Genomic DNA, 16,387 nt, shown 5'->3' with positions numbered 1-16,387 from the left:
TCTCAAGCCACCTTGTCGAGAAAGTATTGATAGCAGCGCGCGATGCCCTGCTCCAGGCTGATCTTCGGCGCCCAGCCCCAGGCCGTCTGCCGGCTCACGTCCACCAGCTTCTGGCGCATTCCCACGGGCTTGCTCAGATCGTGGACGAATTCGCCCTGCCAGCCGACCACGCGAGCCACCGCCGCGTAGTACTCGTTGATCGTGTAATCGTGGCCCAGGCCGATATTCATCAGCTCAGGCGCGGGGTCGCCCTGCTCCACATGGCGGACCACCGCGTCGGCCAGGTCGGCCGCATCCATGAACTCGCGCCGCGCCAGGCCGTCGCCCCAGATCTCCACCGTGGGCGCGCCGGCCGCCTTGGCCTCATGCACCTTGCGGATCACCGCGGGAATCAGGTGCGAATGCGCCGGGTCGAACTTGTCGAAGCGGCCGTAGAGATTGCAGGGAATCAGCGTCTTGTACTGCAGCGCCGGCTCCTGGCGGCGCAGGTACTGGCACAGCCGCGTCGCGTAGATCTTGGCGATCGCGTAGCCCTCGTTGGTGGGTTCCAGCTCGCCGGCCAGCACCTGTTCCTCGCGCAGCGGGTTCTGTCCATTGCGCGGGTACATGCAGGAGCTGGCCAGGTTGATGAACTGCTGCACGCCAGCCTGATGCGCGGCGAGGATGACGTTGCGGCCCATGTCCACATTGCGCACCAGGAAGTCCACCGGCCGCGCGATATTGGCCTGGATGCCGCCGACCAGGCCGGCCGAGTGGATCACCACATCGGGCCGCACATCGCGGATAAAGGCCGCCACCGCGTCGAAGCGCTCCAGGTCCAGCTCGGTGCGGCGCGGCGCGATCAGCTCCCAGGCGGCAGCGGCCGGATGTTCGGCGATATTGCGCCCGACCATGCCGCCACCGCCGGTCAGGAAGACGCGCGGCTTGGCCGTCTGTTGCGTCATTCGTGGCTCACCGTCGGCGTGTAGCCATGGCGCTTGAGCAGCGCATGCTGGCGCGCCTGGTCCAGGTCGTGCGCGACCATCTCGGCGGTCATCTGCGCCAGCGTGATCTCGGGCGTCCAGCCCAGCTTCTGCTTGGCCTTGGCCGGGTCGCCCAGCAGGGTCTCGACCTCGGTGGGACGGAAGTAGCGCGGGTCCACGCGCAGGATCACGTCGCCCACCTTGACCGCAGGCGTCTTGTCCGGCGCACCGACGCGTTCGACAACGCCGATCTCATCGACGCCCTTGCCTTCGAACTTGATCGTCAGGCCCAGCTCGCCGGCGCTCATCTGCACGAACTCGCGCACGCTGTGCTGCACGCCGGTGGCGATGACGAAGTCCTCCGGATGGTCCTGCTGCAGCATCAGCCACTGCATGCGCACATAGTCCTTGGCATGGCCCCAGTCGCGCAGCGCATCCATATTGCCGACGTAGAGGCAGGCGTCCAGCCCCTGCGCGATATTGCACAGCCCGCGGGTGATCTTGCGCGTCACGAAGGTCTCGCCGCGGCGCGGGCTCTCGTGGTTGAAGAGGATGCCGTTGCAGGCGTAGATGCCGTAGGCCTCGCGGTAGTTCACCGTGATCCAGTAGGCGTACATCTTCGCCACCGCATAGGGGCTGCGCGGATAGAAGGGCGTGGTCTCGCGCTGCGGCACCTCCTGCACCAGGCCGTAGAGCTCGCTGGTGCTGGCCTGGTAGAAGCGCGTCGTCTTCTCGAGGCCGAGGATGCGGATCGCCTCCAGCAGGCGCAGCGTGCCGATCGCGTCGACGTCGGCGGTGTACTCGGGCGACTCGAAGGACACCGCCACATGGCTTTGCGCGCCGAGGTTGTAGATCTCGTCAGGCCGCACCTCCTGCACGATGCGGATCAGGTTGCTGGTGTCGCTCAGGTCGCCGTAGTGCAGATGGAACTGCGGCGACTGCACATGCGGGTCTTCGAAGATGTGGTCGATGCGGTCGGTGTTGAAGGACGAGGCGCGGCGCTTGATGCCGTGCACCTGGTAGCCCTTCTCCAGCAGGAACTCGGCCAGATAGGAGCCGTCCTGGCCGGTCACACCGGTGATCAGGGCGACCTTGCGCTTGTTGTTGTTGTCCTTCTCGCTCATCGTTCTTGCTCCTTGCGCCCGTCGAGGGCGTCTCAAGACTGTATCGGCTGGCGGCGCGCCTCAGGCGGCCACCGCCCGCACCACGTACTGCAGCGGCAGCGCATCGCGCACGGCGCCCTCGGGGTCGCGCCCCTGGGCCGCGGCCATCTGGCGGATCGCGTTCAGGATGGGCTCGCGGCCCGGCTCGTCGAAGATGCGCGGCACGCCGGCCTCGATGCGCAGCCCCGCGCGGGCGAAGAGCTCGAACAGCGTCACGCGCGTGAACCAGCGCAGATGCGTGCGGTCCAGCAAGCCGGCGCTCTCGTAGCGGAACTCGCCCACCGCCAGCTTGGCCTGCAGGCTCCAGTGCTGCGCGTTGGGCACGCTGGCGACGACGCAGCCGCCGGGCGGCAGCACCGCGCGGATGCGCTCCAGCACCGTCCAAGGATCGCGCAGATGTTCGAGCACGTCGCCGAACACCCAGCAGTCGCGCGAGGCGTAGTCGCGGTACAGCGAGCCGTCGGCTTCCTCGATGTTCAACGCGGAGACGCCGTCGCAGTAGCGCGCGGCGATCTCGGCGGCCTTGGCGTCCAGCTCCAGCCCGAGGTAATGCACCTCGGGGCGCTGGCGCTTCAGCGCATAGGCCAGCGCGCCGGTGCTGCAGCCTACCTCGACGATCGCGCGCGCCTGCGGCGGGATCATCGCCAGCAGGTCAGGGTTGTAGCCCTCGCCGGGCGCCTCGGTCGGTGCGGCCTTGGCCTTCTTGGCCGCCTGGCGGGCCTGCACCTCGGCGAACCATTCCTCGAGGTGGTAGCCGCCGGTGGCGCTGCTGGTGCCCATGCCGATGTGGTCGATGTAGACCTTGCGCGTGCCCATCAGCACGTCGTTGCCGCACCAGTCCACCGCCTTGAGCAGGCCGGACTTGCCGGCATCGTGCAGCGCCAGCATAGGCGCGACCATCGGCGCGCCGTGCTTGATCGGCATCGGCCACTGGCGCATCACCTCGACGTTGCACAGCATGCAGGGCGGATGCAGATAGGCCACCGCGCCGTAGGCATAGGGGATGTCGAAGCCCTCGCGGTTCACGTAGGCGACGCCGCCGGCGCCATAGTCGCCGGGCTGCAGCGCCTGGTCGAGCGACTCGATGAAGCCCTCGCGCAGCACGACGATGTCGGTGTCCATGAAGAGCACCCGCCCCTGCAGGCCCAGGTTCTGGATCGCCCAGGCCATGCCGGGCCCGTGGTGGATGTTGTAGCCCATCGCATGCAGCATCACGCCGTCGATGGCGTCGCAGACGCCCTTGATCGCCGCCTGGTGACCCGCGTCGGAGCCGTCCACCACATGCACCGGGTTGTGCGGGTAGAAGCGGCGCAGCGAGACCAGCAGGCCCTGCAGCAGCTGCGGCGCGTTGTAGGAGACGGTGACGATGGGAATGTCTTGGACGCTGCCGGAGCTGCTTGCCGTTGCACTCATGCCGGGTTCTCCTCTTCTGTTTCGGCCGGCTGCAGCCGGCTGACCACTTGGGCCGGATTGCCGGCGATCATGCTCATCTCGGGCGCGACGAAATGCGGAAAGACCACCGCGCCGGCGGCAATCACGCAGCCGCGGCCGATCTGCGCGCCCTTCAGGATGGTGACGCGCGAGCCGATGAAGACGTCGTCGCCGATCAGCACCGGCGCCGGCCGCGGGTCGGGCTGGCGACGGCGCTCCAGCGCCAGGTCGTGCGAGTTGCTGTCCATCACATGCAGCTCCGGGCCGATCAGGCAGTTCGCGCCGAAGCGGATGCTCGCGCCCTCAGAAATCAGCACGCAGCGGTTGTTGAACACCGAGCCGGGGCCGATCTCGATCAGCGACTCCGGCGTGCGCGCCTCCACATAGCTGGCGCTGTAGCTGCCCGGCGAGCGCGGCACGCCCAGCACTGCATTCGCGGCGATGCGGATCCGCCCTGCCCCTTTGAAATGCGTGGGCGTCAGCAGGTTCAGCAAGCGCTGACCCTCGCCGAAGACCTCCAGCCGGCCGCGGTCGGAGACCTGGAAGAAGTACTGCACCAGCAGCATGCGCAGCCAGTGGTCCAGCTCCAGCGCCGGCGCCTGGGCGATCAGCGCCCGCAGCTTCTCGATGCGTTTGAGCAGGATGTTCATGCCGGCGCGCCTGTTCAGAAGCCGTGATGGGCGAGGAACTTCGTCCACGCCGGTTCGAACTGCTCGGCCGCCGCGGCGTCGCCACGTGCCATCGCCAGCAGCATCGGCCCGAAGTGCGCGATGTCGTCCTGGCTCGCATAGCGCTGCTGCACCGCCAGGCCTATGCCTTCGTAGCACTGGCGGGCCAGGGTCTCGTCGAGCCGGCCCAGCTTGTGCGCTCCTCGCGCAATCGCGGCATAGCCCAGGTGCGCCGCCTTCATGTGCTTGCCCATCAGCTGGGCCGAGTGCCCCTCGCCGCCGGTGCGGAAGGCGCCGAGCCGCTCTTGTATATAGGCCACCGGCGCGCGCAGGCTGGCGGCGATGAAGAAGCCCAGGTCCCACAGGCCGGCGTAGGACACGCCGCCGAACTCGGGCTTGAAGATCAGGTCGGCCTGCTCGCGGCGGAACACGCAGTTGGAGAACTCGCCAAACCAGTTCTGGCACAGCGCCACGGTGCTGGCCAGCATCACGCTGGAATCCAGTGCCAGCATGCGCTGCGGGTTGTGCCAGACGCCCGGCGGGATGGGCATGCCTTCGATCGGCATGCCCTGCTCGTTGGCGGTCCAGCGTGCGCTGATGCTGCAGCTGAAGGCACCGGCCGCATGCGCAGCGCGGTGGCGCTCGAAGAAGTCCGGATAAAGGATGTCATCGTCCAGCATCAGGTGGACGAACTCGCTGGAGCCGTCCCAGAGCTTCACCAGATGCTGAAAGTTCTGGTAAGCGCCGGCGCGCGGGCCCTGATGGATCTCGATCGGCAAGCGGCCGCGATACCGGGCCATCTCGGGGGACATCAGCGCCTCGGCGAACTCGCCGCCCGGGCTGTCATCAGAAACGATGATGCGCCGGCACGGCACGGTCTGCACGCGCAGACCCGTCAGCAGGTCCGGGAGGTACTTGGTCTTGTAGGCCGGGATCAGGGTGGTGATGTCCATATGCGCATCGCCCTCGCAATGAGAGCCATGGCATTACACCCGCCGGGCGTGAATCTGCATCAAAAAAACAGCCAAACAAAGCTCAAGCTTTTGAACCCTTTGCCGAAAACGCGCGTCCCTAGCATTCAAGGTCCGTGAAGTCCGCGACGCTGGGCATGGCTCAAGTTCTGCCCGCCTCAGACGAAAACCGACGGAAGCACGTAGGAGTTCACATGAGGCCGGTTTGGTCTCGTGCGTAACTTCGAGTGACGGATTGTTAATGGGATACCTTCGCCGAACGAGGCGGGATGAGGCCGTGCGAGCCATGGACAGCTTTGCCCGGCATGAGTCGATCCTTTTGCGAGCAGACCGCGTCATAGGGCCGGGCTGATCGAGTACCCAGCAGCTTGGGTCAACCAGACTAATAAGTGAGTTCACCATGGCTTCTCTGATCTCCAGCTTCACGACTGACCAGATTGCCAGTCTCTCCACCTCGACACTGGCCAAGCTGACCACCGAAGACTGGGCAGCGTTCAACTCGGACCAGATCGCGGCGCTGACGACCAGGCAGGTCTCGACGCTGGGCACATTCGCGATCAACGCGCTGCGCAGCGACCAGTTCCAGGCCTTCCAGACCGATGACCTGCGCGCGCTGAACACCGCGGCGATCCGCGCCATCGCCACCGACAAGCTGGGAGCGCTGAGTTCGGATCAGCTGCCGGCGTTCTCCACCTCGCAAGTGACGGCCTTCAGCTCGGCCCAGCTGCGCGGCTTGAGCACCGATGACCTCAACGCGCTGACGACCGAGCAGTTCCGCGTGCTGACCAGCGCCCAGGCCGCCGGTCTGCGCACCGATCAGCTCTCCGCCTTCGAGACCGATGACCTGCGCGTGCTGAACACCGCAGCGCTGCGGGCATTCAATACCGAGCAGCTGAGTTCGCTGGGATCCGACCAGTTCGCCGCGCTGACCAGCCAGCAGGTCAACGCGCTGACCTCCGCGCAGATCAAGGGCCTGGCCAGCGATGACCTCAACGCGCTGACCACCGACCAATTCCGCCTGATGAGCTCGGCCCAGGTGGCCGCCATCGGCACCGACCAGGTCTCAAAGCTGGAGACCGAGGACCTCGCGGCCATCTCCACCGCCGGCATCAAGGGCCTGAGCTCAGCGCAGCTCGGCGCGCTGAGCACCGACCAGATCGTTGCGCTGGGCACCCAGCAGGTCGCCCAGCTGAGCTCGGCCCAGGTCAAGGGCCTGACCACCGACCAGATCGCCAAGCTCGAAAGCGACGACCTTCGCGCGCTGAACACCGCCGCGCTGCGCGCCATGGGCACCGACCAGATCGGCGCGCTGGGTTCCGACCAAATTGCCGCGCTGACCAGCAGCCAGGTGATCTCACTGAGCTCGACGCAGATCAAGGGCCTGTCCAGCGACGACCTGAATGCGCTGACGACGGAGCAGTTCCGCCTGTTGAGCTCGGCCCAGGTCGGCGCGATGACGACCGACCAGCTCAAGAGCCTCACCACCGATGACCTTGCCGCCATCTCGACGGCCGGCATCCGCGGTCTGGGCTCGGCCCAGCTGGCTGCACTGAGCACCGACGAGATCGTCGCGCTGGGTACACAGCAAGTGGCAGCGCTGGGCTCTGCCCAGGTCAAGGGGCTGAGCAGCGACCAGATCGCCAAGCTCGAGACCGACGATCTCCGTGCGCTGAACACCGCCGCGCTGCGCGCGCTGGATACCGACCAGCTCGGCGCGTTGGGCTCCGACCAGATCGCTGCGCTGACCACAGCGCAGGTCAACGCGCTGACCTCTGCGCAGATCAAGGGGCTGTCCAGCGACGACCTCAATGCACTGACCACCGACCAGTTCCGGCTGATGAGCTCGAATCAGGTTGCGGCGCTGAGCACCGACCAGCTCAAGAACCTCAGCACCGAAGACCTGGCCTCGATCTCCACCGCCGGCCTCAAGGGCCTGGGCTCGGCCCAGCTCGCCGCGCTGACCACCGACGAGATCGTCGCGCTGGGCACCCAGCAGGTCGCCGCCCTGGGCTCGGCGCAGCTCAAGGGGCTGACGACCGACCAGATCGCCAAGCTCGAGACCGATGATCTGCGCGCCATCAATACCGCGGCGCTGCGCGCCCTCGATACCGACCAGCTTGGCGCCCTGGGCTCAGACCAGCTCGCGGCAATGACCTCGACCCAGGTCAATGCGCTGAGCTCGGCACAGATCAGGGGCTTGTCCAGCGACGACCTGAACGCCTTCACGACGGACCAGTTCCGTCTGATGAGCTCGGCCCAGATCGCTGCGCTGACGACCGACCAGCTCAGGAACCTCAGCACCGACGACCTGGCCGCGATCTCCACCTCCGGTATCCGCGGTCTTGGCTCGGCCCAGCTAGCTGCACTGAGCACCGACGAGATCGTTGCGCTGGGCACCCAGCAGGTCGCTGCACTGAACTCGGCCCAGATCAAGGGCCTGACCACCGACCAGGCGGCTGCGCTGGCCACCGACGACCTGCGCGCCCTGAACACCGCCGCGCTGCGCGCGCTGGACAGTGACCAGCTCGGCGCCCTCGGTTCCGACCAGCTGGCCGCGATGAGCACGGCCCAGGTCAATGCGCTGACTTCGGCCCAGCTGCGCGCGCTCTCCAGCGACGACCTCAATGCCTTTACGACGGAGCAGTTCCGCCAGATGGGCTCGGCGCAAATCGCCGCACTGAGCACCGACCAGCTGAAGAACCTGACGACCGAAGACCTGGCCGCGCTGTCAACCGCAGGCATCCGCGGCCTGGGTTCGGCCCAGCTGGCCGCACTGAGCACCGACGAGATCGTCGCGATGAGCACGGCCCAGTTCGCCGCACTGACCAGCGCCCAGGTCGCCGGTCTGACGAGCGACCAGATGGCCAAGATCGAGACTGACGATCTGCGCGCCCTGTCCTCCTCGGCACTGAGCAAGCTCAGCTCCGACCAGATGTCGGCGCTGGGCTCCGACCAGATCGCCGCCATGAGCACCGCCCAGGTGGCCGCGCTGCAGACCCAGCCGGTCAACCAGCTGTCTGCGCTGACCACCGACGAGTTCCAGGCCATGACCAGCGACCAGTTCAAGGCGCTGAACTCGGCCCAGGTCCGCGGCCTGTCGACCGACCAGATGGCCGCGATCGAGACCGACGACCTGCGCGCGCTGAGCACCGCCGCGCTGCGCAACCTCGGCACCGACCAGCTGGCAGCGCTGGGTTCCGATCAGCTCGCCGCACTGACCACGGCCCAGGTCAACGCGTTGACCTCCGCGCAGATCAGGGGCCTGTCCAGCGACGACCTCAATGCGCTGACCACCGACCAGTTCCGCGCCATGAGTTCGGCCCAGGTGGCCGCGATCAGCACGGATCAGTTCAAGACGCTGACCACGGATGACCTGTCCGCGATCTCCACCGCCGGTCTGCGCGGCATGGGCTCGGCACAGCTGGCGGCACTGAGCACCGATGGCATCGTCGCCCTGGGCACCGCCCAGGTAGCGTCGCTCAATTCCGCGCAGATCAAGGGCCTGACCACCGACCAGGCGGCCAAGCTCGAGACCGACGACCTGCGCGCGATGAACACCGCCGCACTGCGTGCGCTGGACACCGACCAGCTCGGCGCCCTGGGCTCAGACCAGTTCGCCGCCATGAGCAGCGCCCAGGTCAACGCCCTGACCTCCACGCAGATCAAGGGGCTGGTCAGCGATGACCTGAATGCCTTCACCACCGAGCAGTTCAGGGCCATGACCTCGGGCCAGGTCGCCGCGATCAGCACCGACCAGATCAAGACGCTGCAGACCGAGGACCTGGCTTCCCTGTCGACGGCCGGCCTGAGGGGCCTGAGCTCGGCCCAGGTAGCCGCGCTGACCACCGATGAGGTGGTGGCGCTCGGCACCCAGCAGGTCGCCGCACTGACAAGTGCCCAGACCGCCGGACTGAGCAGCGACCAGATCGCAAAGATCGAGACCGACGATCTGCGCGCCCTGTCCACTGCTGCGCTGAGCAAGTTCTCGACCGACCAGATGACGGCCCTGAGTTCCGACCAACTCGCCGCACTGAGCACGACCCAGATTGCCGCGCTGCAGACCCAGCCGGTCAACCAGCTCTCGGCGCTGACGACGGACGAGTTCCGCGCGCTGGGCACCGAGCAGTTCCGGGCTCTCACCTCGGCCCAGGTCCGTGGCCTGTCCACCGACCAGATGGCCGCGATCGAGACCGACGACCTGCGTGCGCTGAACACTGCGGCGCTGCGCAGCCTTGGCACCGACCAGCTCGGCGCCATGGGCTCCGACCAGTTCGCCGCGATGAGCAGCACCCAGGTCAATGCCCTGACTTCGGCGCAGATCCGCGGCTTGGTCAGCGACGACCTGAACGCCTTCACCACCGAGCAGTTCGCACAGATGAGCTCGGCGCAGATCGCCGCGATCGGCACCGACCAGATCAAGACGCTGACCACCGATGATCTGGCCGCGATCTCCACCGCCGGCATGCGGGGCCTGGGCTCGGCACAGATCGCCGCGCTGACCACCGACGAGATCGTCGCGCTGGGCACCCAGCAGGTGGCCCAGCTCAGCAGCGCACAGGTCAAAGGCCTGAGCACCGACCAAATCGCCAAGCTCGAAACCGACGACCTGCGTGCGCTGAACACCGCCGCGCTGCGTGCGCTCGACACCGACCAGCTCGGCGCCCTCGGCTCCGACCAGCTGGCGGCCATGACCAGCGCCCAGGTCAACGCGCTGACATCGGCCCAGATCAAGGGCCTGTCCACTGACGACCTCAATGCCTTCACGACGGACCAGTTCCGCCTGATGAGCTCCACGCAGATTGCCGCGCTGACCACCGATCAGCTGAAGAACCTCAGCACCGAGGACCTGGCGGCCATTTCCACCGCCGGAATCCGCGGCCTGAGCTCGGCCCAGCTGGCCGCGCTGACCACCGACGAAGTGGTGGCGCTTGGCACCGCGCAGGTCGCCGCGCTGACCAGCGCGCAGACCGCCGGCCTGAGCAGCGACCAGATTGCCAAGATCGAGACCGACGATCTGCGCGCCCTGTCCACCGCGGCGCTGAGCAAGTTCAGCTCTGACCAGATGACGGCGCTGGATTCTGATCAGCTGTCCGCGCTGACCACCGCCCAGGTGGCCGCGCTGCAGACCACGCCGGTCAACCAGCTCGCGGCGCTAACGACCGATGAGTTCCGCGCACTGGGCACTGACCAGTTCAAGGCGCTCAGCTCGGCTCAGGTCCGTGGCCTGTCCACCGACCAGATGGCCGCCATCGAGACCGACGACCTGCGTGCGCTGAACACCGCGGCGCTGCGCAGCCTCGGCACCGACCAGCTCGGCGCGATGGGCTCCGACCAGTTCGCCGCGATGAGCAGCGTGCAGGTCAATGCCCTGACCTCGGCCCAGATCAAGGGCCTGGTCAGCGACGATCTGAACGCCTTCACCACCGAGCAGTTCAGCCAGATGAGCTCGGCGCAGATCGCCGCGATCGGCACCGATCAGATCAAGACGCTGACCACCGACGACCTCGCCGCGATCTCCACCGCCGGCATCAAGGGCCTGGGCTCGGCACAGATCAGCGCGCTGACCACCGATCAAATCGTCGCGTTGGGCACACAGCAGGTGGCCCAGCTCGGCACTGCGCAGATCAAGGGCCTGAACACTGATCAGATCGCCAAGATCGAGACCGACGACCTGCGTGCGCTCAACAGCGCGGCGCTGCGTGCGCTCGACACCGACCAACTCGGCGCGCTGGGTTCCGACCAGATCGCCGCGCTGACGACCGCCCAGGTCAGCTCGCTGACGACGGCGCAGCTCAAGGGCCTGTCCAGCGATGACCTCAATGCACTGACCACCGATCAGTTCAGGGCGCTGAGCTCGGCGCAGATCGCAGCGCTGACCACGGACCAGATCAGGAACCTCACCACCGACGATGTGGCGGCCATCTCCACCGCCGGCATCCGGGGCCTGTCGTCCGCACAACTCGGCGCGCTGACCACCGACGAGGTGGTGGCACTGGGCACGCAGCAGGTCGCCGCGCTCTCCAGCGCCCAGACCGCCGGCTTGACCAGCGACCAGATCGCCAAGATCGAGACCGACGATCTGCGCGCGCTGTCCACCGCCGCGCTGAGCAAGCTCTCTACCGACCAGGTCACCGCGCTGAACTCCGACCAGCTCGCCTCGCTGACCACCGCCCAGGTGGCCGCGCTGCAGACCACGCCGGCCAACCAGCTGTCGGCGCTGACCACGGACGAGTTCCGTGCGCTGACCACGGCACAGTTCGCTGCGCTGAATTCAGCCCAGGTCAAGGGCCTCTCGACCGACCAGCTGGCCGCGATCGAGACCGATGATCTGCGTGCGCTGAATACCGCCGCGCTGCGGGCACTCGGCACCGACCAGCTCGGCGCCATGGGCTCTGACCAGTTCGCTGCGATGACCACGGCGCAGGTGAATGCGCTGACCTCGGCGCAGATCCGCGGCCTGGTCAGCGACGACCTGAACGCCTTCACCACCGAGCAGTTCGCACAGATGAGCTCGGCGCAGATCGCCGCAATCGGCACCGACCAGATCAAGACGCTGCAGACCGAGGATCTCGCCTCGATCTCCACAGGCGGCATCCGCGGCCTGGGTTCGGCGCAGATCGCTGCGATGACGACCGACGAAATCGTCGCACTGGGCACTCAGCAGGTGGCCCAGCTCAGCAGCGCCCAAGTCAAGGGCCTGAGCACCGACCAGATCGCCAAGATCGAAACTGACGACCTGCGTGCGCTGAACACCGCGGCACTTCGTGCCTTGGATACCGACCAGCTCGGCGCTCTGGGCTCCGACCAGCTGTCGACCATGACCAGTGCCCAGGTCAACGCCTTGACCTCGGCGCAGATCCGCGGCCTGGTCAGCGACGACCTGAACGCCTTCACCACCGAGCAGTTCCGCCTGATGAGCTCGGCACAGATCAGCGCCCTGAGCACTGATCAGGTGAAGACGCTGCAGACCGAGGACCTGGCCGCCATCTCGACGGCCGGTCTGCGCGGCCTGAGCTCGGCCCAGGTCGGCGCGCTGACCACCGACGAAGTGGTTGCGCTCGGCACCGCCCAGGTCGCGGCACTGACCAGCGCCCAGACCGCGGGCCTGAGTAGCGACCAGATTGCCAAGATCGAGACCGACGATCTGCGCGCCCTCAATACCGCCGCGCTGAGCAAGTTCAGCAGCGACCAGATGACGGCGCTCAATTCCGACCAGATCGCCGCGCTGACCACCGCCCAGGTGGCCGCATTGGCCACCAGCCCGGTGAACCAGTTCGCCGCGATGACGACGGACGAGTTCCGCGCCATGGGCACCGACCAGTTCAAGGCGCTGAGCTCAGCCCAGGTCCGTGGCCTGTCCACCGACCAGATGGCCGCCATCGAGACCGATGACCTGCGGGCGCTCTCCACCGCCGCGCTGCGCAACCTCGGCACCGACCAGCTCGGCGCGATGGGCTCCGACCAGTTCGCCGCGATGAGCAGCACCCAGGTCAATGCCCTGACTTCGGCACAGATTCGCGGCCTGGTCAGCGACGACCTGAACGCCTTCACCACCGAGCAGTTCAACCAGATGAGCTCGGCGCAGATCGCCGCGATCGGCACCGATCAGATCAAGACGCTGACCACCGACGATCTGGCGGCGATCTCCACCGCCGGCATCAAGGGCCTGGGCTCGGCGCAGATCGGCGCGCTGACCACCGACGAGGTGGTCGCCCTGAGTACCCAGCAGGTGGCCCAGCTCGGCACCGCCCAGGTCAAGGGCTTGAGCACCGACCAGATGGCCAAGCTGGAGACCGATGACCTGCGTGCGCTGAACACCGCCGCGCTGCGCTCGCTCGACAGCGATCAGCTCGGCGCCATGGGTTCGGACCAGTTCGCCGCACTGAGCAGCGCCCAGGTGAATGCGCTGAGCTCGGCGCAGATCCGCAGCCTGGTCAGCGATGACCTGAATGCGCTGACCACCGAACAGTTCGCGCTGATGAGCTCGGCCCAGGTTGCTGCCATCGGCACCGACCAGCTGCGCACGCTGACCACCGACGATCTGGCGGCGATCTCCACCGCCGGCATCAAGGGTCTGACGTCCAGCCAGCTCGGCGCGTTGACCACCGACGAGGTGGTGGCGCTGGGCACGCAGCAGGTCGCCGCGCTCTCCAGCGCCCAGACCGCCGGCTTGACCAGCGACCAGATCGCCAAGCTCGAGACCGATGATCTGCGCGCACTGTCCACCGCTGCGCTGAGCAAGTTCAGCTCGGACCAGATCTCCGCGCTGAACTCCGACCAGCTGTCGGCGCTGACCACCGCCCAGGTGGCCGCGCTGGCGACCAGCCCGGTGAACCAGTTCTCGGCGATCACCACTGACGAGCTGCGTGCTATGACCACGGCACAGTTCGCAGCACTGAGCTCGAGCCAGATCCGCGGCCTGTCGACCGACCAGATGGCCGCGATCGAGACCGACGATCTGCGTGCGCTGAACACCGCTGCGCTGCGCAATCTCAGCACCGACCAGCTCGGCGCTTTGGGCTCCGATCAGCTCGGCGCGATGAGCACCGTGCAGGTGGCCGCACTGCAGACCTCGCAGCTGCGTGGGCTGAACACCGACGACCTGAACGCCTTCACCACCGAGCAGTTCTACGCGATGAGCTCGGCGCAGATCGCCGGCCTGACCTCGGATCAGTTCAAGGCGCTGACCACGGACGACCTCGGTGGCATCAGCTCGGCGGGCTTCCGCGGCATCAACTCGGCACAGATCGCGGCGATGACGACCGACCAGATCGTCGCGCTGTCGACCGCCCAGTTCGCCTCGCTGAGCAGCCAGCAGGTGGCCGGCCTGACGACCGACCAGATCGGCAAGCTGGAGACCGATGACCTGCGGGCGATGTCCACGACCGCGCTGCGGACGCTGAGCACCGACCAGTTCAACGCGCTGACCACCGACCAGATCGGTCTGCTGACCACCGTCCAGGTTGGCGCGCTGACCACCGGCCAGATCAAGGGCCTGTCGACCGACGACCTCAACGCCATGGTGTCCGACCAGTTCCGGGCGCTTGGCTCGGCACAGGTGGCCGTGCTGACCACCGACCAGCTCAAGGCGATGCAGACCGAGGATCTCGCCTCGATCTCGACGGCCGGCCTGCGTGGTCTGGGTTCTGCCCAGCTCGCCGCGCTGACCACCGACGGCATCGTCGCGCTGAGCACCGCCCAGGTGGCCTCGTTGACCAGCGCCCAGGTCCAGGGTCTGAGTACCGACCAGGTGCTCAAGCTCGAAAGCGACGACCTGCGCGCCCTGTCGACCGCAGCACTGAGCAAGATGACGACCGACCAGATCGGCGCGCTCGACTCCGACCAAGTCTCGCAGCTGACCAACGCCCAGGTAGCAGCGCTCAGCTCGGCCCAGGTAGCCTCCTTCTCCACCGACGATGTGGTGGCGATGACGACGGCGCAGTTCGCGGCGATGACATCGGTCCAGGTGGCCGGCCTGTCCACCGACGCCATGGCCAAGTTGGAGACCGATGACCTGCGTGCGATCAGCATCTTCGGCGTCCGCGCCCTGAGCACCGACCAGCTCAATGCGCTGACCACCGACCAGGTGCAGGCGCTGAGCAATGTGCAGATCCTCGGCCTGAGCACGACGCAGGTGTCCAAGTGGGCCACCGACGATGTGCAGGCGCTGAGCTCCAGCCAGGTCTCGGCCCTGTCGTCCAGCCAGATCGGCGCGATGAGCAGCGACCAGATCAAGGTCTTCGCGACCGACGATCTGCAGGCGCTGGGTACCTCGGGCATCCGCGGCCTGGCCTCGGAAGACCTGAAGGCGCTGGACTCCGACCAGATCGCGGCCTTCACCAGCGTGCAGCTCGGCGTGCTGAGCACCGCGCAGGTGCTGGGCATCGACGCGGCGGATCTGGACAACATCGCCACCGACGCCCTGCGCGGCCTGAGCAGCGCGGCACTGCGCGCCCTGACGACCGAGCAGTTCGAGGCCTTCACCAGCGAGCAGCTGTCCAGCCTGACGACGGCGCAGATCACCGCGATCCGCACCGACCAGATCGCGGCCATCTCGACCGACGAGTTCGCCGCGCTGCGCACCGACGAGATCGCCGCCTTCAGCTCGGCGCAGATCCGTGCGATCAGCACCGATCAGCTGCGTGCGCTGGACTCGGACGACATCAAGGCGCTGACGACGGCACAGATGGCCGGCATCACCACCGACCAGATCAAGAGCCTGACCACCGACCAGATCGACGGTCTGGATGCGGCCGACATCGCGAAGATGAACATGACCCAGGTGGGAGCGTTCACCTCGGATCAGATCCAGTCGATGACCGGCGAGCAGCTCGACGCGATGTTCCTGGCCACGCCGATCATGCTGGACCTCAACGGCGACGGCATCAGGACCACGGCTGCGGCTCAAGGTGTCTCGTTCGACCTGAACGGCACCGGCAACGCGCAGACCTGGGGCTGGACGGATGGCAAGGACGGCCTGCTGGTGATGGACCGTAACGGCGACGGCAGCATCAACGACGGCAAGGAGCTGTTCGGCTCCGGCACGGTGCTCGGCAACGGCCAACGTGCCGCCAACGGCTACCAGGCCATGGCCGAACTCGACAGCAATGCCGACGGCAAGCTCAGCGCTGCCGACGCCGACTTCCACAAGCTGCAGGTCTGGGTCGACGCCGACAAGGATGGCATCACCGACGTCGGCGAGCTCAAGGGCCTGGTGGATCTCGGCATCACCGAGATCGGCCTTGGCGCCCAGACGAGCACGCAGACCGACAACGGCAACCTGATCGGCCTGGTCTCCAGCTACAAGACTGCCGATGGCACCAGCCACACGGTGGCCGACGTCTGGTTCGCCAAGGATGTGCCGGCCGACCAGGAGCCGTCCAGCGACGAGGGCAAGGCCGGCAAGCTGAGCCTGGGCGATGTGCTGGCTGGACCGGCGGGCACGCTGCTGGGCGAGGCGTCCAGCGCCGCCAGCGGCTACACGCCGCCGCCGGCAGAGCAGTCGGCGCAGTTGCTGATCAAGCCCAAGCTGGACGACGACGACCTCAACCGCCTGACGCCGCTGATCTGAGGCTGACGCCATGGGGCTAGCAGGTGGCGCAAGCCACCCGCAAGAGTCCCCACAAAGATGCCCCGCCCGGTGCAAGCCCGGCGGGGCATCGTTTTTCAGGGCTTCCCCGCCGGGCATCTCA

6 protein-coding genes are annotated in these 16,387 nt (G+C 67.2%); 1 reads left to right on the top strand and 5 read right to left on the bottom strand.

Annotation, left to right across the window (positions count from 1 at the left end; genetic code table 11):
• Positions 1-2 precede the first annotated feature (2 nt).
• The 5 genes from AC2EBS_RS03785 to AC2EBS_RS03765 are packed head-to-tail and all read right to left on the bottom strand — an operon-like array spanning position 3 to position 5,177.
• Positions 3-944, bottom strand: coding sequence for a GDP-L-fucose synthase family protein (locus tag AC2EBS_RS03785; protein ID WP_484727039.1), 942 nt, complete (start codon positions 942-944; stop codon positions 3-5).
• Positions 941-2,086, bottom strand: a complete 1,146-nt coding sequence (gene gmd / locus AC2EBS_RS03780; protein WP_484727038.1) for a GDP-mannose 4,6-dehydratase — start codon at positions 2,084-2,086, stop codon at positions 941-943. Before gmd ends, AC2EBS_RS03785 begins: the two co-directional genes overlap by 4 nt.
• Positions 2,087-2,146: 60 nt before the next feature.
• The gene (locus AC2EBS_RS03775; RefSeq protein ID WP_484727037.1) at positions 2,147-3,538 is read right to left on the bottom strand and encodes a methyltransferase domain-containing protein; all 1,392 of its coding nucleotides are present in this window, start codon (positions 3,536-3,538) and stop codon (positions 2,147-2,149) included.
• On the bottom strand, positions 3,535-4,206 hold the full coding sequence (locus AC2EBS_RS03770) for an acyltransferase (protein WP_484727036.1): 672 nt from the start codon (positions 4,204-4,206) through the stop codon (positions 3,535-3,537). The genes AC2EBS_RS03775 and AC2EBS_RS03770 overlap by 4 nt, the downstream gene beginning before the upstream one ends.
• Positions 4,207-4,220: 14 nt before the next feature.
• Positions 4,221-5,177, bottom strand: coding sequence for a glycosyltransferase family 2 protein (locus AC2EBS_RS03765; RefSeq protein WP_484727035.1), 957 nt, complete (start codon positions 5,175-5,177; stop codon positions 4,221-4,223).
• A 418-nt stretch (positions 5,178-5,595) separates the two neighbouring features.
• On the opposite strand from AC2EBS_RS03765, the gene AC2EBS_RS03760 reads away from it, so the two are divergent.
• Positions 5,596-16,266 carry a hypothetical protein gene (locus tag AC2EBS_RS03760; protein WP_484727034.1) on the top strand — a complete coding sequence of 3,557 codons (10,671 nt, stop codon included), beginning with the start codon at positions 5,596-5,598 and terminating at the stop codon, positions 16,264-16,266.
• Positions 16,267-16,387: the final 121 nt, after the last annotated feature.

Source organism: Roseateles sp. T103 (assembly GCF_057219915.1).
The sequence above is the reverse complement of the archived record's forward strand: the minus strand, read 5'-3'. Positions and strand labels throughout refer to the sequence as shown.

Coding starts and splice junctions, on each gene's coding strand:
- AC2EBS_RS03760 (WP_484727034.1), top strand. CDS start 5,596: ATGGCTTCTCTGATCTCCAGCTTCACGACTGACCAGATTGCCAGTCTC.
- AC2EBS_RS03765 (WP_484727035.1), bottom strand. CDS start 5,177: ATGGACATCACCACCCTGATCCCGGCCTACAAGACCAAGTACCTCCCG.
- AC2EBS_RS03775 (WP_484727037.1), bottom strand. CDS start 3,538: ATGAGTGCAACGGCAAGCAGCTCCGGCAGCGTCCAAGACATTCCCATC.
- gmd (WP_484727038.1), bottom strand. CDS start 2,086: ATGAGCGAGAAGGACAACAACAACAAGCGCAAGGTCGCCCTGATCACC.
- AC2EBS_RS03785 (WP_484727039.1), bottom strand. CDS start 944: ATGACGCAACAGACGGCCAAGCCGCGCGTCTTCCTGACCGGCGGTGGC.
- AC2EBS_RS03770 (WP_484727036.1), bottom strand. CDS start 4,206: ATGAACATCCTGCTCAAACGCATCGAGAAGCTGCGGGCGCTGATCGCC.